The 23,204-nt window shown below is 73.2% G+C and carries 22 protein-coding genes, 1 tRNA gene and 1 pseudogene; 9 read left to right on the top strand and 15 right to left on the bottom strand.

Annotation, left to right across the window (positions count from 1 at the left end; all coding sequences use genetic code 11):
* Positions 1-48: 48 nt before the first annotated feature.
* Positions 49-798: a lysophospholipid acyltransferase family protein gene (locus AB0K25_RS25230; protein WP_219464374.1), complete on the top strand. Its 750-nt coding sequence runs from the start codon at positions 49-51 to the stop codon at positions 796-798.
* 885 nt (positions 799-1,683) lie between these two features.
* On the opposite strand, the gene AB0K25_RS25225 is transcribed toward AB0K25_RS25230, so the two are convergent.
* The 8 genes from AB0K25_RS25225 to AB0K25_RS25190 form a co-directional block, all read right to left on the bottom strand.
* Positions 1,684-2,406, bottom strand: a complete 723-nt coding sequence (locus AB0K25_RS25225) for a hypothetical protein (protein ID WP_208570426.1) — start codon at positions 2,404-2,406, stop codon at positions 1,684-1,686.
* Between the two features lie 75 nt (positions 2,407-2,481).
* Positions 2,482-3,198 carry a response regulator transcription factor gene (locus tag AB0K25_RS25220; protein WP_208570427.1) on the bottom strand — a complete coding sequence of 239 codons (717 nt, stop codon included), beginning with the start codon at positions 3,196-3,198 and terminating at the stop codon, positions 2,482-2,484.
* A complete protein-coding gene (locus tag AB0K25_RS25215; protein ID WP_363823058.1) occupies positions 3,168-4,415 on the bottom strand; it encodes a hypothetical protein in 1,248 nt (415 codons plus the stop codon). The genes AB0K25_RS25220 and AB0K25_RS25215 overlap by 31 nt, the downstream gene beginning before the upstream one ends.
* On the bottom strand, positions 4,405-5,613 hold the full coding sequence (locus AB0K25_RS25210; RefSeq protein ID WP_219464369.1) for an ATP-binding protein: 1,209 nt from the start codon (positions 5,611-5,613) through the stop codon (positions 4,405-4,407). Before AB0K25_RS25210 ends, AB0K25_RS25215 begins: the two co-directional genes overlap by 11 nt.
* A 155-nt stretch (positions 5,614-5,768) precedes the next feature.
* Positions 5,769-6,602 (bottom strand): alpha/beta hydrolase, encoded by an 834-nt coding sequence (locus AB0K25_RS25205; protein WP_308290892.1) that lies wholly within the window; start codon positions 6,600-6,602, stop codon positions 5,769-5,771.
* A 25-nt stretch (positions 6,603-6,627) separates the two neighbouring features.
* Positions 6,628-7,167 carry a DUF4240 domain-containing protein gene (locus AB0K25_RS25200; RefSeq protein ID WP_219464366.1) on the bottom strand — a complete coding sequence of 180 codons (540 nt, stop codon included), beginning with the start codon at positions 7,165-7,167 and terminating at the stop codon, positions 6,628-6,630.
* Positions 7,168-7,270: 103 nt separating this feature from the next.
* Positions 7,271-7,468, bottom strand: coding sequence for a DUF397 domain-containing protein (locus AB0K25_RS25195; RefSeq protein ID WP_363823053.1), 198 nt, complete (start codon positions 7,466-7,468; stop codon positions 7,271-7,273).
* A gap of 60 nt (positions 7,469-7,528) precedes the next feature.
* Positions 7,529-7,753, bottom strand: a complete 225-nt coding sequence (locus AB0K25_RS25190) for a winged helix-turn-helix domain-containing protein (protein ID WP_219464364.1) — start codon at positions 7,751-7,753, stop codon at positions 7,529-7,531.
* A 417-nt stretch (positions 7,754-8,170) separates the two neighbouring features.
* Between AB0K25_RS25190 and AB0K25_RS25185 the strand changes: the two genes are divergently transcribed.
* Positions 8,171-8,524 (top strand): hypothetical protein, encoded by a 354-nt coding sequence (locus AB0K25_RS25185; protein ID WP_357535261.1) that lies wholly within the window; start codon positions 8,171-8,173, stop codon positions 8,522-8,524.
* Positions 8,525-8,571: 47 nt separating this feature from the next.
* Here AB0K25_RS25185 and AB0K25_RS25180 read toward each other — a convergent pair whose 3' ends face one another.
* Positions 8,572-9,525 (bottom strand): 2-dehydropantoate 2-reductase N-terminal domain-containing protein, encoded by a 954-nt coding sequence (locus AB0K25_RS25180; protein WP_357534930.1) that lies wholly within the window; start codon positions 9,523-9,525, stop codon positions 8,572-8,574.
* Positions 9,526-9,602: 77 nt separating this feature from the next.
* On the opposite strand from AB0K25_RS25180, the gene AB0K25_RS25175 reads away from it, so the two are divergent.
* Positions 9,603-10,214, top strand: a complete 612-nt coding sequence (locus AB0K25_RS25175) for a TetR/AcrR family transcriptional regulator (protein ID WP_219464362.1) — start codon at positions 9,603-9,605, stop codon at positions 10,212-10,214.
* A gap of 103 nt (positions 10,215-10,317) precedes the next feature.
* Here the strand turns inward: AB0K25_RS25175 and AB0K25_RS25170 are convergent, their stop codons facing one another.
* From AB0K25_RS25170 to AB0K25_RS25160, 3 genes are all read right to left on the bottom strand, one after another.
* Positions 10,318-11,739, bottom strand: coding sequence for a hypothetical protein (locus AB0K25_RS25170; RefSeq protein WP_219464360.1), 1,422 nt, complete (start codon positions 11,737-11,739; stop codon positions 10,318-10,320).
* A gap of 269 nt (positions 11,740-12,008) precedes the next feature.
* Positions 12,009-13,577 carry a hypothetical protein gene (locus tag AB0K25_RS25165; RefSeq protein ID WP_219464359.1) on the bottom strand — a complete coding sequence of 523 codons (1,569 nt, stop codon included), beginning with the start codon at positions 13,575-13,577 and terminating at the stop codon, positions 12,009-12,011.
* 305 nt (positions 13,578-13,882) lie between these two features.
* Positions 13,883-13,955, bottom strand: a tRNA-Arg gene (locus AB0K25_RS25160).
* Positions 13,956-14,105: 150 nt separating this feature from the next.
* On the opposite strand from AB0K25_RS25160, the gene AB0K25_RS25155 reads away from it, so the two are divergent.
* Complete coding sequence (locus AB0K25_RS25155; protein WP_219464358.1) at positions 14,106-14,789, top strand: hypothetical protein; 684 nt, start codon at positions 14,106-14,108, stop codon at positions 14,787-14,789.
* A 17-nt stretch (positions 14,790-14,806) separates the two neighbouring features.
* Here the strand turns inward: AB0K25_RS25155 and AB0K25_RS25150 are convergent, their stop codons facing one another.
* A complete protein-coding gene (locus AB0K25_RS25150) occupies positions 14,807-15,799 on the bottom strand; it encodes an alpha/beta hydrolase (RefSeq protein ID WP_219464357.1) in 993 nt (330 codons plus the stop codon).
* A 127-nt stretch (positions 15,800-15,926) separates the two neighbouring features.
* Positions 15,927-16,355 carry an HPF/RaiA family ribosome-associated protein gene (locus AB0K25_RS25145; RefSeq protein ID WP_219464356.1) on the bottom strand — a complete coding sequence of 143 codons (429 nt, stop codon included), beginning with the start codon at positions 16,353-16,355 and terminating at the stop codon, positions 15,927-15,929.
* 433 nt (positions 16,356-16,788) lie between these two features.
* Between AB0K25_RS25145 and ssb the strand changes: the two are divergent.
* From ssb to AB0K25_RS25130, 3 genes and pseudogenes are all read left to right on the top strand, one after another.
* A pseudogene (gene ssb / locus AB0K25_RS25140) lies at positions 16,789-17,157 on the top strand (single-stranded DNA-binding protein); the annotation flags it as partial.
* 692 nt (positions 17,158-17,849) lie between these two features.
* Positions 17,850-18,887, top strand: coding sequence for a cobalamin biosynthesis protein (locus AB0K25_RS25135; protein WP_219464353.1), 1,038 nt, complete (start codon positions 17,850-17,852; stop codon positions 18,885-18,887).
* A complete protein-coding gene (locus tag AB0K25_RS25130) occupies positions 18,884-20,425 on the top strand; it encodes a cobyric acid synthase (RefSeq protein WP_219464352.1) in 1,542 nt (513 codons plus the stop codon). Before AB0K25_RS25135 ends, AB0K25_RS25130 begins: the two co-directional genes overlap by 4 nt.
* A gap of 133 nt (positions 20,426-20,558) precedes the next feature.
* Here AB0K25_RS25130 and AB0K25_RS25125 read toward each other — a convergent pair whose 3' ends face one another.
* A complete protein-coding gene (locus tag AB0K25_RS25125) occupies positions 20,559-20,960 on the bottom strand; it encodes a rhodanese-like domain-containing protein (protein WP_219470309.1) in 402 nt (133 codons plus the stop codon).
* A gap of 112 nt (positions 20,961-21,072) precedes the next feature.
* Here AB0K25_RS25125 and AB0K25_RS25120 point away from each other — a divergent pair, with 112 nt between their 5' ends.
* Both AB0K25_RS25120 and AB0K25_RS25115 read left to right on the top strand, forming a co-directional pair.
* A complete protein-coding gene (locus AB0K25_RS25120) occupies positions 21,073-21,792 on the top strand; it encodes a hypothetical protein (protein WP_363823044.1) in 720 nt (239 codons plus the stop codon).
* Between the two features lie 36 nt (positions 21,793-21,828).
* On the top strand, positions 21,829-23,181 hold the full coding sequence (locus AB0K25_RS25115; protein ID WP_363823092.1) for a dipeptidase: 1,353 nt from the start codon (positions 21,829-21,831) through the stop codon (positions 23,179-23,181).
* The last annotated feature ends 23 nt before the right edge of the window (positions 23,182-23,204 follow it).

Raw genomic sequence — 23,204 nt, 5'->3', positions numbered from 1 at the left:
GCGGCTCCGTCCGACGGTCGCGCAACCCTCGCGGGGTAAAGTCACCGGATGCCGGAACTCGTGTACCCGCCCGTGATCACCGCCGCCAAGACGCTGTTCCGGGTCCTCGACCTGCGCCTGACCGTCGACGGGAACCACCACGTCCCCCGGACCGGTGGGGTGGTGCTGGCCAGCAACCACGTCAGTTACCTCGACTTCATCTTCTGCGGGTACGGGGCGCACGCCTCCCGGCGGTTGGTGCGGTTCATGGCCAAGCACGAGGTCTTCGCGCACAAGGTCTCCGGCCCGCTGATGCGCGGCATGAAGCACATTCCGGTCAACCGGTCGGCGGGCGTCGGCTCGTACAACACGGCGGTGGACGCGCTGCGTCGCGGCGAGGCGGTCGGTCTCTTCCCGGAGGGCACGATCAGCCGCTCGTTCACCGTCAAGGAGCTCAAGAGCGGGGCGGCCCGGATGGCGCAGGCGGCGGAGGTGCCGCTGGTGCCGGTGGCGCTGTGGGGCACCCAGCGGCTGTGGACCAAGGGGCGGCCGAAGACCCTGACCCGGCGGCACACCCCGATCACCATCCTGCTCGGTGAGCCGATGGACCCGGGTGCGTACCCGGACGCCAACACGATGACGGCGGAGCTGAAGACCCGGCTGTCAGCGTTGGTCGACCGGGCCCAGCAGGAGTACCCGGACAAGCCGTCCGGCCCGGACGACACCTGGTGGCAGCCGGCCCACCTGGGCGGGACCGCGCCCAACCCGCAGGAGGCCGCCGAACTGGACCGCCGCCCCCGCCGCTCGACCGCCTCCTGACTGCCGGTCGCCTTCCCTGCCCGGTCTCCCCGCCGCTCGGCCGGTCGTCCTGCCCCTCGACCCTTCCCTGACGGCTGTCCTGGCCGTCCTTCCGGCCGCCGTTCGGGTGGGCCTCGTGCGCTGTCGCAGCCGCAGCCGCAGCCGCTGTCGCAGCCGCAGCCGCTGTCGCAGGCGCGGGCGCGGGCGCGGTGCGGGCGGTGCTGGGGGCGGTGCGGACATTCCGGGCGGACGGAGGTCGGCGGGTCGGGGGGAGAGGGTGGTGTTCGCGTCCTTTCGAGCTGATGACGTCAGCGATTCAGTCATGACCGACCGACCCGACCGACCCGACCGACCCGACCGACCCGGCCGACCCGGCCGACTGGTCCCGGCCTGGTCGGTCCGGACAACCCGGGTCGCTGGGCGGACCTTGCCGGGTCGGACTACCCGGTTCGCTGGTCCCGGCCTGGCCGGGCCGGACAACCTGGCTCGCTGGGCCGACCTGGCCGGGTTGGTCGACGCGGCTGGCGGGTTCCGACCCGGCCAGGTTGGTCGACGCGGTGGCTCGACATCTGTGGGGGAAGCCGATACACGCCCCACCACTGAGAGCTTTGCGACGCAACCGCCGCCCGCCGGTCCGGTACCCGGGGGACGGGCATCGTCGGCGATTCGTCAACGTCATCAGGTCGAAAGGACGCTGAGAGGTACACCTACCGGCCGTCCCGGCCAGGCAGATGGGCCAGATCCAGGCCCGGTCCAGCCCAGCCCGGGCCCACAGCAGGCCCAGCCCGGGCCCACAGCAGGCCCAGCCCGGGCCCACAGCAGGCCCAGCCCGGGCCCACAGCAGGCCCAGCCCGGGCCCACAGCAGGCCCAGACCAGGCCCACAGCAGGCCCAGGTCAGGGTGGGGTCAGCTGCCGACCGCGTCCTTGCCGGCCCGTTCCGGGACGCGGTAGTAGTCCTCGCGGGACAGGAACTCCACCGGCAGTGATCCGGGCAGGGTCACCCGCCCCTCGCCGGTCACGGGTGCGGCGGTGGCCCGCCGGATCAGCACGTCCCGCTCCGGGGGCGCCAACTCCACCAGCTCGGGTCGGGTGACCCGGAAGCAGGCCACCGTCCGGCGGATCAGCCGGGCCAGTTCGGTCACCGTGCCGACCGTGCCGCCCAGCGCCAGGGCCGGCTGCTGGATCGTACGCAGCGCGTCGCAGACCACCAGCAGTTCCGCCTCCGCAGTGGCGTCCTGGGTGGGGCCGGTCGTCCGCAGCTCCAGCCGGGACGGCCACTGCCAGCGGATCTGTCCGCTGACCAGGCGGGGCAGCCGGACGTTGCGCCGGTGCCGGACACCCGTCGAGTCGATCTTCCCGGCGACCAGGGCCAGGTCACCGGCGAGGCAGACGTAGGCGAGCCGGCGGTCGGTGACGGTGACCGAGGCGGGGGCGGGGAGCACCCAGTGCCCCCGGGCCCCGGTCGGGCTGACCAGGCAGCCGGCCACCGACGTCGGATAGCGGCCGAGCACCCGTTCGCCGGGTTCCGGGACCAGCTCGTAACGGCGGTCGAGCACCGGGGCGGCGTCGTCCTCCGGTGCGTCGAACCGGTGTGGCGCGATGAAGAACGGGGACTTGTCCTCGCGCATGGTCACGACCTCCCCCGCGCAGTGGTCTTCGGGCGTTCAGCCTTGTCGACCCCTGGTGTGCTGTCATGACACCCGTTAGGGGGTCGGCCGGTCGTACGACGCCTGTGACCGGTAGATGCCGATCTCCTCCGGCCGGACGAGGCCGTCCTCGATCGCCCGGGCCAGTAACGCGGCCTTCGTGGCGGCTGGTCGGCCCGCCCGGGTGTACTTGATCCGTGCCCGGTCCACATATTGTTTGACGGTGTGCTCGCTGATCTGCATCCGGCGGGCCACCGACGCCTTCGACATCGACTGGAACCACAGCAGCAGCGCTTCCCGTTCCTTGTCCGACAGGGCCGGTCGGTCCGGGCGCGGATCGCCCACCATCGCCCCGGCCAGCGCCGGCGGCACGTACGGGCGGTCGCTGGCGGCGGCCAGCACCGTCGCCACGCAGTGTTCCCGCCCCTCGTGCTTGGCCAGGAACGCGGTCGCCCCGGCGTCGAGCACGGCGAGCATGGTCGCCGGGTCGGTGTGCTCGGAGTAGACCACCACCCGTCGGCCGGCGGCGCTCAGCTCGGCCAGCTTGTCGAGCATCATCCGCCCGTGCAGTCGCAGATCCAGCAGGATCACGTCGGCCTCCGGCGCGGCCCGCAGCACCAGGTCCGGGTCGTCGCCGGTGGCGAGCACCCGCAGTCGGGGCTCGGTGGTCAGCCAGGCCCGGACCCCGTCGATCACCACCGGATGGTCGTCGACGATCGACACCCCGATCGGGGCTTCCCCGCTCATGGCCGACGCCATCGGGTCTGCGTCCACCTGATCTCCCCGTCCCGTTCGAGTACGTGTTCCACCTGCTTGCCCACCGGGTCGGCTGGCGCATCGACGGCCGCTGGACCGTCCACGTCCGGCGTCACCAGGCTGATCACCACCTCCTGTGGGTTGGCCACCACCGTCAGCCGGGCCCAGCCGGTGGCGTCGGCGAGCGCGGCGGCCAGCGGGTCGGCCAGCCGTCGGCGGATCTCGACCGGCAGGGGTGGCGGCGTGCCGATGGCGATCAACTCGATCGGCAGCCCGTTGCGTTCGGCCAGGTCGGCGGCGGCCCGCAGCTCGTGCAGCAGCGGGTCCGGCACGTCGTCGGACTCGGCGATCAGCCGACGCAGCCGGGTCGCGGCGAGCACGCACCGGCGTTGCACGAGCGGATCGGTCGGGTCGGCGCGGCCGTCGGCCAACTCCGCCAGCACCTGTTCGGCGGCCCCGCCGACCAGCGCCAGCCGGGCCCGCCGGTCTGCCCAGGCCCGTTCGGCGGCGTCCCGTTCGGCGCGGACGGCGAAGGTCGCCGTGGCGGTGTCGGCGCGTTCCCGGGCGAGGGTGGCGATCACCGCGGCCCCGGTGAAGACCGCCACCGGCAGCGACGAGGTGCCGTAGACGTACATCGCGTAGCGGGTCAGGTCGGCGGGGGCGGTCGCCCCGTCACCGACCAGCGCGGTGAGCGCGATCACCGCGTGCCCGGCCAGCAGGACGATCATCCAGCGGATCCGCCGGCCCCACAGCACCACCACGAAGAACCAGGCCAGCCCCGTCCACGCCCAGTTTGCGGCGGCGAAGAGCTGCTCGCGGCCGGCCGCCGCGAAGACCGCCGCGTCGACCACCAGCAGGGCCGCCGCCAGTGGCAGCGCCGGTGGCAGCAGGCCGTGCAGCAGCCGGTGCGCGGCGTACCCGCCGATGGCGCAGGCGGCCAGCCAACCCGCCGCCACCACCGTGGGGGCGGCCAGCGTGGGCCAGGCGCCGAGCACCGCCGGTAGCCCGATCGCGACGTGCCACACCAGGGCGATGGCGACCGCCGCGATCCGGGCCCCCCGGTCCGAGGCACGGGCCACGTCGACCGCCGGGCCGTCGGCCGCCGCCGGGTCCGTCGCCCTCTGCTCCGGCCGGGGTACGCGGGCCGAGGCGGTCGTGCCGAGGTCAGTCGTGCCGAGTTCGGTCGTGCCGAGGTCAGTCGCGCCGAGACCGGTCGCGTTGAGGTCAGTCGACATGCGGCCACTCCAGCGTGATCCGGGTGCCCATGCCAGGGGCGGAAGTCACCACCGCCCGGCCACCGACCTCGGCCATCCGGCCCCGGATCGACTCGCGTACCCCGTACCGGTGCAGGGGGATGGTGGCCGGGTCGAAACCGGGACCGTCGTCGACCACCTCGACCACGATGCCGCCGTGGCTGCGGCCCAGCCGCACGGTTACGGTGGCGTCCGGCGCGTGCCGGGCCACGTTGGCCAGCGCGGCGGCGGTGGCGTCGACGAGGGCGGCGGTCACCCCGGCGGGTGCCGCGCAGGGCGGCAGCGTGGCGGTCACCCGCAACTGCGGGTGGGTGGCGAGCAGCGCGCGCAGGCCGGCGTCGGCGTCGACCGGGCCGGCGTCGGTCGGGCCGGCGTCGGTCGGATCGCCCACCGGGCCGGCCCGGGCGTGCGCGAGGCCGACCAGGGTACGCAGGTCGGCGGCGGCACGGTCGCGTAACGCCGCCGAGCCGGCCGGTAGGGCACCCAATCCGACCATGGTGAGCGTGGCCAGGACGGTGTCGTGCAGGTCCCGGTTCTGCCGCCGTTCGACCTCGCGGGCCGTGCGGGCCAGCACCACGTGCCGGCGCAGGCGCTGGAAGTCGGCGAAAGCGGTGTCGGCGCGGCCGATCCAGCGGCGCATCACCGCCGCCATCATCGCCGTGCAGGCCGTCTGCATGAGCAGGGTCGCCGCGTGCGCGCCGGCCTCGACGGTGTTGCCGGCGGCCGAGGTGCCGGCCGCGTATCCGGCGGTGACCAGCAGGCCGGCCGGCACCGACCAGCGGGCCGGCGCGGTGGCCTGCGCGTTGATCACGGTGGTGCTGGCCAGCACGGCGAGCCAGCTACCCTCGCCGGGCAGCACCTCCGGGGCGACCAGCAGCGGGGCCAGCAGGCTTGCCGCGACGGTGAACGTGACGTCCCCGGCGACGAGCCCCGGGCCGATGCCGACCCGCAGGGCGCGCGCCGAATACCACAGCGACCAGCCGGTGAGTGCGGCCACGGCGGCCAGCAGCAGCGGCACCCGCACCGGTGGGGTACGCACCGCCAGCGCGGTCACCGCACCGAACAGCCCGCAGGTCAGCCGCAGCAGCGCCGGCAGGGTGGTGAAGATGAGCTGGAGCGCGCCACCGGCCGGCCGGTCCAGCAACGACGGTGACGAGGTCGGAGCGGGCAGGGCCGACATCGGAGGGAGTGCGTCCTTCGGGCGGTGACCCGTCTGGGTCTGCTCGGCGGTGCATCGACGCCGGAGAATAACATGAGCAGCTCTAACTGTTCACCTTTGGTGTGCGGCGTGTCGCGTTGCGTTCGGTGAACATGCCGGTCGGCATCCGGTGCCGATCAGCGGCGGAGCCACTCCAGGGCGGCCGGCGCACCACCCAGCACCGACAGGTGCCCGTCGTCGTCGGTGATCCGCAGCTCGGCCGCCGGGCAGACCCCGGCCAACCAGCGGCTGTGGCTGGCCGGCACCACCCGGTCGCGCCCGCCGTGCAGCAGCAGCACCGGGACGGTCACCCGGGCCGGGTCGAAACCCCACGGGGTGACGTAGGCGAGGTCGTCGTCGACCAGGCCGTCCGGGCCGCCCCGCACCGCCGGACCCACCACCTCTTCGAGCCAGGCCCACGGCCCGGCCAGGGTGTCCAGGTCGGCCGGGGTGAACTCCGGGTCGTAGTCGGTGTCGGACGCCGCGTGCCGCTCCTTGACCGCCCGGCCCTGGGTGGCGGCCCGCAGTGACTCCTGCCCGGACGGCGTCATCCCGGCGAACCAGTCGAGCCCGGCCGCACCATAGGGGGCGAGGCCGGCGACGGCGACGACGGCGACCACCCGGTCGGGGTGCAACGCGCCGCTGGCCAGCGCGTGCGGTGCCCCGCCGGAGTGACCCACCGTGGCGAACCGGGGCAGGCCCAGCACGTCGGCGACCCGGGCGACGTCACCGGCGGCCGAGGCCACGTCCCGCCCGGGGCGTCGGGTCGAACCGCCGTAACCGGGCCGGTCGTAGGACACCCAGCGCAGGCCGAGCCGGTCGGCGGCGGCGAACAGCGGTGCCGGCGGTGCGCCGATGTTGGGGGTGCCGTGGTGCCAGACGACCGGCAGCCGGCCGGTGCCGTCGTCGCCGGTGTCGTAGACGTGCAGGGTGCCGCCGTCGGGCAGCGGCACGTCACGCTCGGTCAGCACGACGACTCCTCGACGGGTGGGCGGCTCACCGGTCGGCCCAGCCGGTCGGGTTCATGCAGGACTCCCGGGAAATGCCGGAGCCGGTTTGGGGCGACCCGCCGAAGCGCTGCTGGTGCAGGCGGGCGAAGAAGTAGCCCATGCCCTGGAGGTAGCCGTCGGGCAACGCCCAGGTCGGGTCGGCCCGGACCGCCTCGTAGAACTCCCGCCCGAGCGCCACCACGTGGCCCCGGCCATAGAGGAAGCCGTCGTCGGAACCGTCGATCACCGCGTGCACGTCGGCCCGGTCGATGTCGTACAGCTTGCGTTCGACGACCCGGTCGAGGGCGGTCAGCTCGGGACCGGACAGGTCGGCGCAGAGCTGGCCCAGCTGGTCGAGGAAGGCGTCCAGCCAGCCGTCGATCGCGTACACGCTGTCGTCGTCGGCGGCCCGGTCGCGGGTGAGCAGCGCCCGGCGCAGCGCGGCCGGCTCGGGGCCGAGCCGCTCCCAGGCGGCCTCCACCAGGCCCCAGAACCGGGCCTCCTCCTCGGCCGTGGGCAGCCGGTTCGCGGTTTCCGTGTCGCTCATGAGCAGCACCGTAGCGGGCCGCACCGACGTTCTCCGGGCATCCCCGCGTGCAGGTGCTGCGGACGTCGGGGCCGCCCACCCGGGCGGGCGGCCCCGCGAGCGTTCAGCGTGGTCCGCGAGGTACCGCGCGGACGAAGGTGGACCAGGCGGCCGGGGTGAACCGTAACGCCGGGCCGGACTGGTCCTTGCTGTCCCGTACGCCGATCAGGCCGGGCAGGTTGTCGGCCACCTCGACGCAGTCGCCACCGCTCCCGCCGCTGCGGGTGCTCTTGCGCCAGACGGCCTCGGCCAGGTCAGTCATGCTCGCTCCTCGATGATCGTCCCCGGCGACAGTAGGGGTACGCGCTCGCATAGCTGGGGCCTACTTGCTTCCTGTCACGTAGACCCCACGCCCGGGTTGGCCCACGACCAGGTCACGGTCGTGCAGGAGCGAGACGGCGCGGTATGCGGTGGCCACACTGACGTCGAACTGTTCGGCAAGCTCGCTGGTGCTGGGCAGCTTCGTTCCCGGTGTGAGCTCGCCGCTCTTGATCTTCGTGGTCAGCGTGTCGGCGATGCGTCGGTATTCGGCAGGTGCAGAGGGCATGGTTTCGGTCCCTTGGTTCGGCCCTGCCATCTGACCACGAGCCGACCAACGTCAGCAAGTGATGCAAGACAGTCACGCGATGGGCCGGATCCACCGTGACGACTACCTGTTGACCGCCGCACTGACGTTGGCCAGCCGACACCGACCGGTCTGGAGTTGGCGGCGCTGGCGCAGGGTGTGCCACTGCGGCGCGGAACTACCCTGCCGGGCGTGGTGCCACGTTTCGATCAGCCGGGCGGGCCGGCCTGCTGCCGGTGAGCTGCCATTGCTGGTCCGGTCGGCGTGGGAGTGCCTGGACCGGCACCGGCGCGGTCGCTGCGGGAGGTGTGCCGAGACCGGGTTCTGTCCGTTGGTGGAGGCCGCCCGGGGTCGGATCAGGCAGTGGCGCAGGTTCCGGCACGTCTGGGGACGGCGGTGATCGCCCCACCGCCGAAGGCGGGTGACCTGGTGGTCGTCGGCCGGGCGGCCAGTGTGCAGTTCGTCGCGCCGATCACCTGCCGGGTCATTCGGGTGCTGGACTGGATCACCTACGACGGATGGTGCTGGCTCGACGTCTACCAACTGGACGCGAAGGGGGACGCGGTGGCCCGGCGGTCGATCTTCGTACAGCCGGCGGGGTTGCAGGTGTCGCGGCCCGCGCCGACGCCCCGGACCCCGAGCCCGGCGGGGAGGGCGTCGAACGTGCGGCGGGGGCCTCGGCCGGCAGGGGTGCCGCCGGTGCCGCGTCGGGCGGACCCCGGGGCGTCGGACGACCGGTCGTGGGTGACGTGATCACTGTCGGAGGTGACGTGCGGTCAGGGAGTCGTGGGTGACGGGTGTCAGGGGGTCGTCGTGGCGGCGAAGTAGGGCTCGGCCGCCTCCAGCCGGGGCACCCGCACACCCAGCCGGCGTGCCTCCGCCAGGGTGTCGCGGCAGACCGCGCGCAACTCCTCGGGGTTGGCGTGCGCCTGCGTCACCCGGCGCATCGGCGGGAAATGCCCCATCAGCCAGGACATGGCCGGTGCCGCCAGCCAGAGAGGCGCGGTGAAAGGCAGCAACTCGCCGCGGTGCCGCCGCAGATCGACGCCCCGGGCCTCGACGAGCGGCAGCAGCTCGCGGGTGGCGAGGATCGCCTCGCTGATGTCCCCGGTGGTCAGACCGGACAGTGAGCCCCGCCGCAGGCTCTGCGTGTGCAGGCCGGCGTTCTGGACGAAGTGGACCGACAGCCAGCCACGGAAGTCGGAATTCTCCCGGACCCTGAACCCTGCTCCCCGGAACACCTGGCGGACGGCCCGCTCGCGGTCGGTCGGCGGCCGGTCGAGCGTGCCGAGGAAGACCACCGGCAGCAGGGACGCGCGCAGCACGCCGTCGTCGCCGAAACCGCCGCCGGCTCCAGGAAAGCCCCAGGCCAGCTGGTCGGCGGGGAGGTGTGCCGTCGCGGTCGACGGCTCGACCCACAGGTTGTTGAAGACGAGCACCGTGGCCCCGCCCACCCGGGGCCCGAGGAAGGCCGTAGCCTCCGCGAAGTTGTAGTGCTGCACGCTCAGCACGATCAGGTCGAAGTCGTGGTCGGGCTCCAACGATTCGCGGTAGCGCACCGACCACTTCTCGACGACCCGCCGACCCCAGGGCCGCCGCCGGGCGTCGAGCAGGTCGAGGTCGATCGCTTCCCCGTACGCCGCCGCCCGGCCCGGCCGGACGTAGAACTCGACGTGGTGCCCGGCCCGTTCCAGGGCCCATCCGTAGGTCGCGCTGATCACGCCCCGGCCGAACATCAAGATCTTCACGCGCACCTCAAGGGCTATAATCGGAGGCCATCTCCACTTCCAAAATATGGAGACAGTCTCCACTTGTCAACGCGAGGCCCCACATGACCGACGCCAAACCGCTGCGTGCCGACGCCAAACCGCCGCGCGCGGACGCCAAGCCGCTGCGTGCCGACGCCCGTCGCAACCGTGACGCCCTGATCGCCAAGGCCCGCGCACTCTTCGCCGACGGCTGCTTCGACCTGCGCTTCGACGACTTCGCCAAGCTGGCCGGGGTCGGCACCGGCACGCTCTACCGGCACTTCCCCACCCGGGAGGCCCTGGCCGAAGCGGTCTACCGGGAGGAACTCGGCGCGATGTGCGACCGGGCCCGGGAGTTGCAGGCCACCCTCCCCGCCGACGAGGCGCTGGCGTCCTTCCTGCGAGGTTTCGTGGCGCACCTGCACGCCCACGAGGGCCTCGCCCGTACCCTCTCCACGCTGATGGCCACCCACTCAGGCGTGCTGGCCGAGGGCGCCGAGGCTCTGGGCCGGGCCGTCGCCGACCTGCTGGCCGCCGCCGTCCGGGCCGGGACCGCCCGCGACGACGTGGGAGCCGGCGCGATCATGATGGCCCTCCAGGGCGTCTGCGCGGCCTACGGCCACCCCGCCTACCGACCCGACGCGGACGGGGTGATCACCCTCGTCCTCGCCGGCCTGCGCCCACCGGCGCGATGAGTGCGGCCCGCGCCCCTACCGCTGGTGGCGGGGGAACGCGGGCCGCACAGGAGGCCGGGGCGGGGTACGGGACGCTCGTGGCTGCCCGTACCCCGCCGATGGCTCAGGTGTCGTAGCGGCAGGTGCCGCCGGTGTTCGCCGTGCAGTCGTTGAGCTGGAGGCTGTCCAGGTTGATGGCCTGGTTGCCGGTGGTCGACTGGGTCGGCACGTTCACCGTGATCCGCACGCTGGCGGCGTTCGCCGGGGCGGTAGCGGTCGTCCGGTACTCCAGCCAGTTGCTGGCGAGCGTCTCGGTCGCCCCGGTGCTGGTCGACAGCAGGGTGCCGCCCGAGTTGTACCAGGCGAGCTGGAGTTGGGTGTTGACCGCCACGCCACTGCGCAACCGGGTGAACAACTTGTACGTCCGGCCGGCGGTGACCGTTGCCCGGTTCGTCAGCGAGATCGACGACGTGTTGGACGGCCCGGTGTAGGTGTTGAGCTGGACCGACCGGCGGCCGTCGAAGTAGGTGCAGGAGTTCGTCGAGATGCCGCAGGCGGGCGTCACCTGGTGCCAGCCGCCCGACGTGGTGAACGTCGACGTGCTGCTGCTCGGGGTGGCGGCCTCGACGGTGCGCTGTTCGGCGGTGAGCAGGTCGTTGTTCGCGCCCACGTCGCAGCAGACCGGGGCGGTCAGCATCGGATGGTTCGCGACGTTCACCTTCGCCGTCGACGGGCTCGGGTCGATGTAGAAGCTGGCCGACAGCTCACTCGGGTCGTAGTAGCTGCGGAACCCCGGGTCGGTGTTCCAGTTGTCCCACCAGCCGTACATGATGTCGGGGACGTAGGAGGCCCCCGTCTCGGCCATCCAGGCGTGCCCCGCGCCGAGGACGTGCAGCAGTTCGTGCCCGGCGACACCGGTGGTCCACGACTCGGTGACCGCCGAGCAGTGCACGCCGCTGGAGTTGCCGCCGGTCGGGCACTGGTAGGCGTCGGAGTTCGACGCGAAATCGGTGAAGACCAGGTAGATCCGGTTGCTGTCCTGGTATCCGGCGGAGACCAGGTCGCTGCGGACGGTGCTGGCGGGGGTGTTCGGGTTCGCCCCGGCGTCGATCTTCTCGGGAACGACCAGGGAGCGGGCGTAGCCGGCGTACGTGCTGGTGTCGTACCCGGTGCGGCAGCTGAAGTTGTAGTGCTGGTCGTAGTTGGTCGACTCGTCGAGCGCCCAGTCGATCCGGTCCACCACCTTGGCGATGTACTCGACGTTGGCCTCGTAGTTGTTGCCGACGCCGTCGTGCCAGGCGTAGATCACCTGGACGGCGGGGGTCGCCCCCGTCGGTGCGGCCGGGTTGGCGACGGTGGACTGGCAGCCGCGCTTGGGCACGGTGGGCATGCTCGGTTGCGCGTACGGCTGGGCCGCCTCGGTGCCTGGCCCCCAGGCCAGGGCAGCGGTGGGGGTGGAGACCACCGCGAGAGCGGTGGCCAGGGCGGCGGTGACGACGGCGGTGAGGGTACGCGGCCGTCGGGTCCGGAACGGGGACCGGGGCAAGGGTGCTCCTCGATTGGTGGGGACACTGCCGGTGGGCAGCGCTTTCCATCCAAACCGAGTGGCATGACATACATCAATGTAAATGAATGGTGAGCAAGGTCATTCCCAGGTCCTGGGTAGATGCTTGTCCTGGCGCACATAACGTGCAGTGAGCAACCGGTCACGATGGGCGTCGGCGGCGGAGTCGACTCACGCGGGCCACCCCGACCTGCCCGATCTTCGACCACCGCTCCGCGGGGCGGTGGATTCCCACCCGCGAGGCGTTGCTGTCAGCCGCGCTCCGGCCGCTGGCGGCAGAGGTACACGTCGTAGCCGCCGAGCTCGTACCGAGAAACCACGTCGACGCCGAGCGCCTGGGTGGACCGGGCGAAGTTGACCGACATCGCGCCCGACGAGGGAAGGACGTAGGCCACCCGAGCGGACCCACGGACCTGGTCCCGGTACGGTCGGTACCGATCGAGACCGGGCGACAGGTCCTCATCGAGGACGGCGCACCGCACCTGCTCCCGACTGCGGTAAGCGAGCCGGTTGCACGTCCAGTACCCGGAATAGACATGGCTGACGCCGGCCGTTCGCAGACCGTCCACAAGCCGCTGTTCGTCGTCGGCCTGAGCGGCGTAGTCGGACCGGTGGGCGATCAACTGCCCGGTGGCGACCGACAGACCGACGAAGAACGCACCAGCGAGTGCGATACAACCAGCGGCCAGGAATGCACCGCCCAGGCTCGGGCCGGTCACCCGTCGTCGGATTCCACCATGGTCGCCAGAGGTGCCGGACCCCACCCTGGCGACCACGGAGGCCGCACCGACCCACAACGGCCAGAGAACGGCTGGCAGCGACACCAGCCCATAGTGGAGGTAGCGGGCACTCTCGACGGGGGTCATCGCCGACGAGGAACTTGCGACATACGCGGCGAGGGTCATCGCGGCACCGGCGACGAGCGCCAGCCGGCCGGCGTGCACACGACGTTCAGCGCCGTCGGCGCGACGAAATGCGGCGACCGCGACGGCCGTTGCCGCCACCAGCAGGACAAGATAGGTCGGCCCCCACCACAGTTGCCAGGTGGCACAGTGGCTCGGCGCACACAACCCGGAGCTGAGCGGTAGGCCGACCAGGACCGCGCCGTGCAACCTGTCCGACCAGGCGGCCGGCTCGGTCGCACCACTCAGGGAAAGCAACACCAAAAACGAATCGGGACGGTCCAGGCGAAGGTTGAACACGATCAGTGGCGCTGCGCCGAGGAGGAATCCACAGACCGCCAGGGACACCCGACGTAGCGTCATCCCCGCCCGTCCCACCCATGCCACGAGCAGGACGGCGGCGGCAACGTACGGCAGGGCGAGCCAGTGGGTCCAGACGATGTAACCGGCCAACCCGCCCCACACGACGAGCATCGTCCTCGGCTTCTCCGGCCGCAGGACCAGCAGTGCGGACGCCAGCATGAGGCCGGCGACGGCGGTGGCGACGTCGGAATAGCCGCCGGCGCCGATGATCTGATCTTTCACCACCCGATCAGACCCGAACGCCAAGACTCCCGTGACGAAGACGGCGAACCAGGAAGAATAAAGGGTACGCGTCAACCGGAAAACGAGGAGGAGGAACACGGCGTACATGACGAGTGCCGGCAGCCGGAGGGTCCACCAGTGCGTGCCGAAAACCTGCACCAACGGAGCCGCAAGATAGGAATAGAAGGTGCCCATGTAGTCCTGGCCGTAAAAGAAGGTCGGCCAATCCCGGCCTTCTCCGATGTGCAGAGCGGCCAGGCCGGCGGTGCCCTCGTCGCTGTTGGCCGGCGGGACGTCCACAGCTATCAGAATCGCCCGGTAGACGACACCCACAAGGCCGAGAATTGCTGCCGTCCAACATGGAAGCGACTTCCGCAGGCGAATCCCCGCAGTGGCTCCCACTACCGTGTCTCCTGCGTTCCCCACCCGCCCGACGGGATTGTTGCTTTCCGCCAGCTTTGCCACGGCCCCCCTTTCCGAGCGGCGTCCACATCCCCATCGGGCCGTACCGGGCGATTCTGCCACAGCGTGCGGCGGGCACCGGCCGCTGCGGAGCGGTTGTCGTTGGCCTGCCCGGCCGGGCCGCAAAGGTGGGCGGTGGCTGCGACGCGCCCCATCGACTGAGGGAGGAGTATCTGTGCGCCCGGCAGGATTCGAACCTGCGGCCTTGGGATTAGAAGTCCCCTGCTCTATCCGCTGAGCTACGGGCGCGCGGCGTACGTGTCGCGCCAAGAGGGTACCGCCGACCCCCTGCCATCCGGGGGCACGGGTCGCGTCCGGACAGGCGTGATCAGCGTCGCACGACACCCCCCATCCGGGCACCCGGCTTCCGGCCGGCGCGTCGGCCCGTACCCTCGGTCCGTGCTGCTGGAACCGGACACCGAGAACGAGGTCGCCTACGAGCTGTGCCAGCTCCTGGGTCGGGCCATCCTGCCGGTCCACACGGCAGGTGACCCGGGCACGGCCTTCTTCCTCGACCACCCCGGGGGCGGTTTCCTGCTGACCGCCGACGTGGTCGCCGCGCAGGCGCGGTGGCTCGGCCTGCGGCCCAGCGTCACGGAGCCGACCGGCACGGCCGGGGAGTCGCTGACGCTTACGGACCTGCCGGCGCGGTGGGTGCGCGATGCCCGGCTCGGGGTGGCCGTCCTGCCGGCCGCCGCCCTGCACGGGTTCGCCGCCGGGCAGGGCTGGCGGTGGCGGGTGCAGCCGGTGCCGGCCGCGGTCGCCGTCCGGGCGGACGACCTGGCCGGCTTCGGTGCCGGGCCGGTCACCGCGATCGTGCTGGCCCTCGGCGTCGGCGTCGACGGCGCCCGACCGCTGGAGGTCGCCGTCGAGCGTGCCGTCCGCGACGGCGACGCGCTGCGCATCGCCGCCGCCCTCCCCGCCGGCTACGTCGGCGCCCCCGTCTTCGGGGTACGCCCCGACGCCGACGGGGAGATCGGCCTGCGCTGCCTCGGCGTGGTCCTGCCCGGGGACGGTGCACCCGGGGACGGGCATCCGGTGGCGACCCTCGACCGCGTGCTAGCCGCCCTCCCCGCCACCTGACCCGCCGCCGCGCCCGCCTAACCAGGCGGCGTGGTCGTCGACCCGGCCGCGGAAGGCGTCGGGCCGGCACCGAGGAACGCGTCGGCCCAGCGACCGACCTCGGTGAAGACCTGCTCGCGGACGGCGGGGCCGGACAGCACCAGGTCGTGCTTGCCGCCGTCGAAGCGGGTGACGGTGACGTGCCGGCCGAGTCGGGGCGCCCAGCGGACCATGTGTTCCACGTCCAGCACCGCGTCGGCCAGCGCCGCCGAGTCGTGCCAGCGGGTGCCCCGGAAACTCCGGGTCGAGCAGGCCACCAGTACCGGGATGGGGATGTCCAGCCCGGCGCGGAGCTGCCGTTGGGCGGTACGGATCGCGGTCAGCCAGCCGGCCCGGACGGGGAACCCGGCGAGCGGCTTCCAGGCCAGGTCGTACGTCCACTCGCCGCGATGGTCGGCGTGCAGGCTCTCGCCGTACACGGTGCCCAGGCCGAAGGGGAGGATGCGGTGCGGCGCGCGACGGCCCAGCCGGGCGACGGCCGCCGCGAGGGGTCGACGGACCACCCAGGGGGCGTTGAGGTCGAAGAAGGGGCTGTTGAGGACGAGCCCGTCGACTCTGCCGGCGTCGCGGCGGGCGTGCGCCCAGAGCGAGATGATCAGGCCGCCGGTGGAGTGGCCCATGGCGAGCAGGGTGTCGTGCCCGTCCTCGTCGCGGATGATCTTCGCGGCGGCGTCCAGCTCGGGGAAGTAGTCGCTCAGGTCGCGGCAGAAGTTCGGGGTCTGGTGGGGTAGCAGGCTGCGGCCGTACTTGCGCAGGTCGAGGGCGTAGAAGTCCCAACCGCGCTCGGCGTAGAAGTCGGCCAGGTGGGTCTGGAAGAAGTAGTCGACGAAGCCGTGCACGTAGAGCACCGCACGCCTGGTCGGGCGCTCGGCACGCCGCCGGACCAGCGTCGCGACCACCGGCCCCTCGTCGTCGGTGCCCAGGTCGATCGTCTGCCGCTCGTACGGCGGCCCCAGCACGTCCTGTTCCACGACCGCGACGCTACGCCCGCCGACTACCCGGCGGTAGCCCCGGTGCCGGGGTGGCCGAACCCCACGTCGACGCGACGGGTCGCCCCCGCCTGGCGTAACGCCTGGGCGGGGGCGACCCGGTGACCGGTCAGGCGGTTTCGGCGTCCACCCGGTGGGTGTCGTTGTCGGCGTCGAGGTCCGGCAGCGGCGCGGGGACGGGCTGGGCCATCTCCCGGATGTGCTTGTTGTGCCGGGGCTCCTGCTTGGTCTTGGCGTCGTTGAGCTTGCGGCGCAGGTCGTCCCGGGCGTCGTTGAGGGCGGCCCGCAGATCCTCCTCGCTCGACGTGGTGACGATCTTCTGCCGACCGGCGATCCAGCACTCCAGGGTGACCTTCTGCCCGCGCGCCTCCCGGTCCTTGACCGACACCTCCAGCTCGGTGGCGTCGGCGTGGAAGGCGGCCAGCCGGGCGTCCAGGGTGCCGAACTGCTCGACGATCCAGTTCCGGTCGCCCTGGGAGAAGCCCGCGCCCATCCGCAGGCACTCGGCCACGGTCGCCGGGTTCGTCACCGCGCTCATCGCCGCACCTCCCGCTCGGTGCGGACGGAACCGGTGGTACGGAGCGGGGTCCGAATCATCAGCACTGCCTTTCTCTTCGGACGTCGTGCCTGGTGGTACCTGGTTGATCAACTCATTACCCAGTCGGGGTCGACCTCACTCCGGGTAACGCCGTCTTCTCGGTGTCGTTGTCGCTCGATGCCGGTCGTTCCCTCCGATGCCGGTCGTCGACCCGCCCCTGCGGTGGCCTCTGGTCCCATCCTGGTCCCGGCCCGGCAGGGTCCTCCAGGGCCGGTCGACCTAGCACGACGGGACCTTGATCAGGTCGTCGTCCACAGGCGCTCCGGTTGTCCACAGGGCGGGGCGCGGGGCTCGCATCGTCGCGCCGCGCGGGTCAGGCTCGGTCCCGAGTCGACTCGCCACCGCATCCGCAGGACCCCTGGGAGGGGGAACGATGTTTGACACTTATGTAACTATTGTCGGCAACGTACTGACCGCGCCGGAGTGGCGTCGTACCGCGCAGAGCAACACCCTGGTCGCCAACTTCAAGGTGGCCTCGACCGCCCGCCGCCTCAACCGGGACAGCGGCCGGTGGGTGGACGGCAACAGCCTCCGCGTCCGGGTCAACTGCTGGCGCAAGCTGGCCGAGGGGGTGGCCGCCTCCGTCATGGTCGGCGACCCGGTGGTGGTCGCCGGGCGGCTCTACACCCGCGACTGGACCGACGACGCCGGCAACCACCGGGTCCTCTACGAGTTGGAGGCGGTCGCGGTCGGCCACGACCTGTCCCGGGGCCGGTCCCGCTTCCTGCGCAACCGGCCGAGCATGGCCACCAGCGCGGTGGAGGACGACGAGGCGGCCCAGCGGGTGCAGGGTGAGCCGACCGAGCCGGTCCCGGTCGGGCAGGCTCCCGCCGGGCCCGACGACCGGCCCCTCGACGACGACTTCGAGCTGTCCGGCTTCGGCTTCCCGCGCGCCGGCCACGACCTGCCCGACCACGACCTGCCCGGCAGCGGGTACGCCCCGGCGACCGACCCGTTCGACGACGAGCCCGACGACGACCTCACCCCGCTGCCCGACGACGGGACCGACACCGGTGACGACCCGACGGCCCGGTCCGGCGACTGGGCCGAGCCGCACCGGTCGGGCGAACAGAGCCGGTCGGACGGACCGGGCGTGCCCGGCGGTGCGGGGCGGTCGGGCGGCGAGGGGCAGCCCGACGACGCGGAGCAGCCGACCGACGAGGGGCAGCCGGCCGACGGGGGGCAGCCGGCCGACGGGGACCGGTCCGGTGGCGCGGGCCGGTCGAGTGGTGCGGTGGCGACGCCGGGCGAGGTGGCCCTCGGTCCGGCGGGTCGGGCCCGACGTGGCCGGGGCCGGGTGCCGGCCCCCGCCTGAGCCGCCGGCCCGCGCCGGGGAAGGGGCGCGGGTCGCGGTGCGTACGAACGGGGGCGGGGTGGCGACGGCGACGTGGCCACCCCGCGTACGACTAGGCTGGCCGGCCGGAGGTGGTGCGGGTGGGGCGGCGCACAGCGGCGGCGGACGCGGTCGGCCTGGTGGCCGGGTACGCGCTGGACAGCCTGCTCGGCGATCCACGGCGCTGGCATCCGGTGGCCGGTTTCGGTCGGGCCGCCGGTGCCCTGGAACGTCGGGTCTACCGCGCCGATCGTCGGGCGGGAACGGTCTTCACCGCCGTGGCCGTGGGTGCGCCGGTGCTGCTCGGTGCGGTCGCCAGCCGGGCCACCCGGCGACACCCGGTGGCCCGGGCCCTGGTCGTGGCCGCCGGCACCTGGACCGTGCTCGGCGGTCGGACCCTGCGCCACGAGGCGACGGTGATGGGCACCGCCCTGCGCGCCGGTGACCTGCCGACGGCCCGGCACCGGCTCGGACACCTCTGCGGCCGGGACCCGTCCCGGCTCGACGAGAGCGAGTTGGCCCGCGCCACCGTCGAGTCGGTCGCCGAGAACACCTCCGACGCGGTGGTCGCCCCGCTGCTCTGGGGTGCCCTCGCCGGGCTGCCCGGGCTGCTCGGCTACCGGGCGGCCAACACCCTCGACGCGATGGTCGGGCACCGCTCACCCCGCTACGCCCGGTTCGGCACCCCGGCCGCCCGGCTCGACGACCTGCTCAACCTGGTGCCGGCCCGACTGACCGGGCTGCTCACCGTCGCCGCCGCGCCCACCGTGCACGGCGACCGGGAGCGGGCCTGGCAGGTCTGGCGACGGGACCGCCACGACCACCCCAGCCCCAACGCCGGGCAGTGCGAGGCGGCCATGGCCGGCGCGCTCGGCGTCCGGCTGGGCGGCCGCAACGTCTACTTCGGGCGGTCCGAGGTGCGACCGTTCCTCGGTGACGGCCCACGCCCCGAGGCCCGGCACCTGAAACGGGCCGGCCGGCTGTCCGGGACGGTCGGCCTGGCCGCCCTCGCGCTGGCTGCCGCCTGGCCGTTGACCGGCCGCCCGCTGGCCACCGCCGCCGGCCGCACCCTGCTGCGTCGACCGGCCCGGCAGATCGTCGCCCGTCTCGGCACCGCCGGCCGGGTGAGCGGACGGTGAGCGGAGGGCTGCTCGTCGCGGGCACCACCTCCGACGCGGGCAAGAGCGTGCTGACCGCCGGCATCTGCCGCTGGTTGCACCGGCAGGGGGTCGCCGTCGCGCCGTTCAAGGCGCAGAACATGTCGAACAACTCCGCCGTGGTGGTCGGCCCCGACGGGCGTGGCGGTGAGATCGGTCGGGCCCAGGCGATGCAGGCCGCCGCCTGTGGCCTCACCCCCGACCTGCGGTTCAACCCGGTGCTGCTCAAACCGGGCAGCGACCTGGCCAGTCAGGTGGTGCTGCTCGGGGAGGCCGTCGACACGGTCACCGCCGGCAACTTCCGTACCATGCGACCCAGGCTCGCCGAGACGGCGTACGCGGCTCTGGCCGAACTGCGGGCAACGTACGACGTGGTGATCTGTGAGGGGGCCGGCAGCCCCGCCGAGATCAACCTGCGGGCCGGCGACTACGTCAACATGGGGCTCGCCCGGCACGCCGGTCTGCCCACCATCGTGGTCGGTGACATCGACCGGGGCGGCGTGTTCGCCTCGATGTTCGGCACGGTCGCCCTGCTCGACCCCGCCGACCAGGCGCTGATCGCCGGCTTCGTGATCAACAAGTTCCGGGGCGATCTGGGTCTGCTCCGCCCCGGGCTCGACATGCTGCACCGGGTGACCGGCCGGCCCACCTACGGGGTGCTGCCCTGGCAGCTCGACCTGTGGCTCGACGCCGAGGACTCGCTGGCCTACGGGCGGGTGCTCGGCCGGCCCGCCGCCCCGTACGGCACCGAATGGCTCGACGTCGCGGTGGTCCGGCTGCCCCGGATCAGCAACGCCACCGACGTGGAGGCCCTCGCCACCGAGCCGGGGGTCCGGGTCCGGCTCACCGTCGAACCCGCCGAGCTGGCCGCCGCCGACCTGGTCGTCCTGCCCGGCTCCAAGTCCACCGTCGCCGACCTGGCCTGGCTGCGGGAGACCGGGCTCGCCGAGGCGGTCACCGCGCACGCCGCCGCCGGCCGGCCGCTGCTCGGCATCTGCGGCGGGTTCCAGATGCTGGCCACGGCCATCCACGACCCGGTGGAGAGTCGGCAGGGCAGCGTCCCCGGCCTGGGCCTGCTGCCCATCGAGATCACCTTCGATCCGGGCAAGACCGTCCGGCCCGCCGTCGGCACCGCCGCCGACGTCCCGGTGCGCGGCTACGAGATCCACCACGGGTTCGTCTCCGCCGCCGATCCGGCGCTGCCCCCGCTGCTGCACCACGCCGACGGCCGTCCCGAAGGCGCCCGGCTCGGCGCGGTGCACGGCACCCACTGGCACGGTGCGTTCGAGTCCGACGGGTTCCGCCGCCGGTTCCTCACCGAGGTGGCCCGGTCGGCCGGGCGGCACGGCTTCACGGTCGCACCCGACACCAGCTTCGCCGCCGCCCGCGAACGCTCCCTCGACCTGCTCGGTGACCTGGTCGAGGAGCACCTGGACACGGCCGCGCTGTGGCGGCTCGTCGAGACCGGCGCCCCCGCCGGCCTCCCGTTCATCCCGCCCGGCGCACCACCGACGAACTGACCGTCCCGCCCGCACCGGCCGGTCGCGGCGATCGTGCCGCCCGTGGCCCGGCCACCGGCAGGTCGTCAGAGCCGGACATCGGCGGCCCCCGCCGGGCACCTTTCAGAGGCGGGCCTCGCCGTCACCGGCCCGCTCAGAGCCGGACGTCGGCGGGGCGGTCGGACAGGGGCAGCCCCGCCTCCCGCCACGCCTGCACACCGCCCGTCATGTCGGTGGCGTTGCGCAGGCCCAACGCCTGGAGGCTGGCCGCCGCCAGGCTGGAGCTGTAGCCGTGCCGGCACACCACCACGATCTCCCGGTCGTAGCCGGTCGACTCGGGGATGCGCCAGTCGCTGGCCGGGTCCAGCCGCCACTCCAGCACCGTCCGGTCGATGACGATCGCGCCGGGCAGTTCCCCCTGCTCGTGGCGTTGACCCTCGGTACGCGTGTCGACCAGCAGCGCACCCGCCCGTACCGCCTCGACCGTCTGTTGAGGACTCAGCCGCCGCAGCCCGGCTCGGGCCTGTTCCAGCAGGGCGTCCACACCGGGACTCATCACGTCATTGAGCACGTCCAGATCATGCCCCGGCCCCCGCACCCCCGCCTGACGAACAGCACTCCCCACGGCGGAACCAGGCTCACGGGGGACACCCGCTAGCGTCACCGGTGTGACGGTGGCCCTGGTGGAGGCGTACGCGACGCTGGCCCGCCGGGTGCTCGGCGGACCCGCCCGGTTGGGGCGTACCCGACTGGTGGCCGTCGACGGGCCCAGCGGCGCGGGCAAGAGCGTGTTCACCGCGCGCCTCGCGGACGCCCTGGCCGCCCTGCCCGACGGCGGGCGGCCACCGGTGGTGCACACCGACGACCTGCTCGACGGCTGGGACGACCAGTTCACCTTCTGGACCCGGCTGGAACGACGGGTGCTCGCCCCGCTGCGGGCCGGCCGACCGGGGTCCTACCAGCGGTACAGCTGGGTGCGGCGGTCGTTCCTGCCCCGCGCGGTGCCGGTGCCGGTCGCGCCGGTGCTGCTGCTGGAGGGGGTGAGCGCGGCGCGGGCGGCGATCCGGCCGGAGCTGACCCTGTCGGTGCAGGTCACCGCCCCGGCCGGGCTGCGGCTGCGCCGCGCGCTGGACCGGGACGGGGTGCAGCTCCTGCCGGAGCTGCGGCGCTGGCACGCCGGGGAGGAGACCCACTTCGCCGCCGACCGGACGGCCGCCGCCGTGGACCTGGTGGTCGACGGGGCACCGACGCTGCCGCACGACCGGGACCACTACTACGTCCGCCGCCCGCCGCCCCGGTCGACCCGGCCTGACTCCGCTGACCCCGGTCTGACGCCCGTGCAGGGGACGGTCGCTGCCGGTTCCGGCTCGCCGGGTACCTCCCGGTAAGGCCGGCATACGATGCCGGTCATGACCTCACCGATCATGTCCGAGTCCGAGGTACGGGCCGCCGTCGCGCGGGAGCTGCCCGGTGTCCGTGCCGACCTCGAACGCCTCGTCCGCATCCCCGGCATCGCGTTCGAGGGCTTCGACCACTCGCACGTCGAGCGCTCCGCCGAGGCGGTCGCCGAGTTGCTGCGCGGCTGCGACCTCGACGTGCGGATCGTGCGGTCGGGCGGCCAACCCGCCGTGATCGGGACGAGGGCCGCCCCGCCCGGCGCACCCACCGTGCTGATGTACGCCCACCACGACGTGCAGCCCGTCGGCGACCTGTCGCTGTGGGAGTCCGAGCCGTTCGAGCCGGTCGAGCGGGACGGCCGCCTCTACGGGCGCGGCGCGGCCGACGACAAGGCCGGCATCATGGCGCACGTCGCCGCCCTGCGCGCCTTCGGTGACCGACTCCCGGTCGGCGTGGTGCTGTTCATCGAGGGTGAGGAGGAGTACGGCTCCGACTCGCTGGAGCGGCTGCTCGCCGAGCACCGGGAGGAGATCGCCTCGGACGTCATCGTGATCGCCGACTCCACCAACTGGGACGTGGGCGTACCGGCCCTGACCACCTCGCTGCGCGGCGTGGTCAACCTGTTCGTCGAGCTGCGCACCCTGGACCACGCGGTGCACAGCGGCATGTTCGGCGGTGCCGTGCCGGATGCGCTGACCGCGCTGGTGCGCCTGCTGGCGACCCTGCACGACGATGCCGGAGACGTGGCCGTCGCGGGCCTGACCAGCCGGACCGGTGCCGCCGTCGACTATCCGCAGGACCGGTTCCGGTCCGAGGCCGGGCTGGTCGAGGGGGTGTCGCTGATCGGCAGCGGCCGGATCACCGACCGGCTCTGGACGAGGCCGGCGTTGGCCGTGCTCGGCATCGACGCCCCGGCCACCGGTGAGGCACCGAACGCGCTGGTCCCGGCGGCGAAGGCCAAGCTGAGCGTACGGCTGGCGCCGGGTGACGACCCCAAGCGGGCGTACGACGCGGTGTGTGCCCATCTGGAGCAGCACGCCCCGTGGGGTGCCCGGGTGGCGGTGACCCTGGAGCACGACGGTGACCCGTGTGTCATCGACGCGTCGGGGCCGATGTTCGACGCGGCCCGCGCGGCGTTCCGGGCCGCCTGGGACGGCACCGAGCCGGTGGACATCGGCGTCGGCGGTTCGATCCCGTTCATCGCCACCTTCCAGGAGATGTTCCCGCAGGCGGCGATCCTGGTCACCGGGGTGGAGGACCCGCACGCGCGGGCGCACGGCCCGAACGAGAGCCTGCACCTCGGTGAGTTCGCCCGGGTCTGCCTGGCCGAGGCGCTGTTGCTGGCCGGGGTGGCCGAGCAGGGGCGGCAGGCCGGTTAGGCCGCGGAACCACAAATTTCGGG

Source organism: Micromonospora sp. NPDC049257 (assembly GCF_040678915.1).
GTDB lineage: Bacteria > Actinomycetota > Actinomycetes > Mycobacteriales > Micromonosporaceae > Micromonospora > Micromonospora antibiotica.
The sequence above is the reverse complement of the archived record's forward strand: the minus strand, read 5'-3'. Positions and strand labels throughout refer to the sequence as shown.

Coding starts and splice junctions, on each gene's coding strand:
- AB0K25_RS25145 (WP_219464356.1), bottom strand. CDS start 16,355: ATGAGCGCGGTGACGAACCCGGCGACCGTGGCCGAGTGCCTGCGGATG.
- AB0K25_RS25210 (WP_219464369.1), bottom strand. CDS start 5,613: ATGTCGGCCCTGCCCGCTCCGACCTCGTCACCGTCGTTGCTGGACCGG.
- AB0K25_RS25195 (WP_363823053.1), bottom strand. CDS start 7,468: ATGACTGACCTGGCCGAGGCCGTCTGGCGCAAGAGCACCCGCAGCGGC.
- AB0K25_RS25115 (WP_363823092.1), top strand. CDS start 21,829: ATGTCCGAGTCCGAGGTACGGGCCGCCGTCGCGCGGGAGCTGCCCGGT.
- AB0K25_RS25230 (WP_219464374.1), top strand. CDS start 49: ATGCCGGAACTCGTGTACCCGCCCGTGATCACCGCCGCCAAGACGCTG.
- AB0K25_RS25175 (WP_219464362.1), top strand. CDS start 9,603: ATGACCGACGCCAAACCGCTGCGTGCCGACGCCAAACCGCCGCGCGCG.
- AB0K25_RS25225 (WP_208570426.1), bottom strand. CDS start 2,406: ATGCGCGAGGACAAGTCCCCGTTCTTCATCGCGCCACACCGGTTCGAC.
- AB0K25_RS25125 (WP_219470309.1), bottom strand. CDS start 20,960: ATGAGTCCCGGTGTGGACGCCCTGCTGGAACAGGCCCGAGCCGGGCTG.
- AB0K25_RS25215 (WP_363823058.1), bottom strand. CDS start 4,415: ATGTCGACTGACCTCAACGCGACCGGTCTCGGCGCGACTGACCTCGGC.
- AB0K25_RS25200 (WP_219464366.1), bottom strand. CDS start 7,167: ATGAGCGACACGGAAACCGCGAACCGGCTGCCCACGGCCGAGGAGGAG.
- AB0K25_RS25190 (WP_219464364.1), bottom strand. CDS start 7,753: ATGCCCTCTGCACCTGCCGAATACCGACGCATCGCCGACACGCTGACC.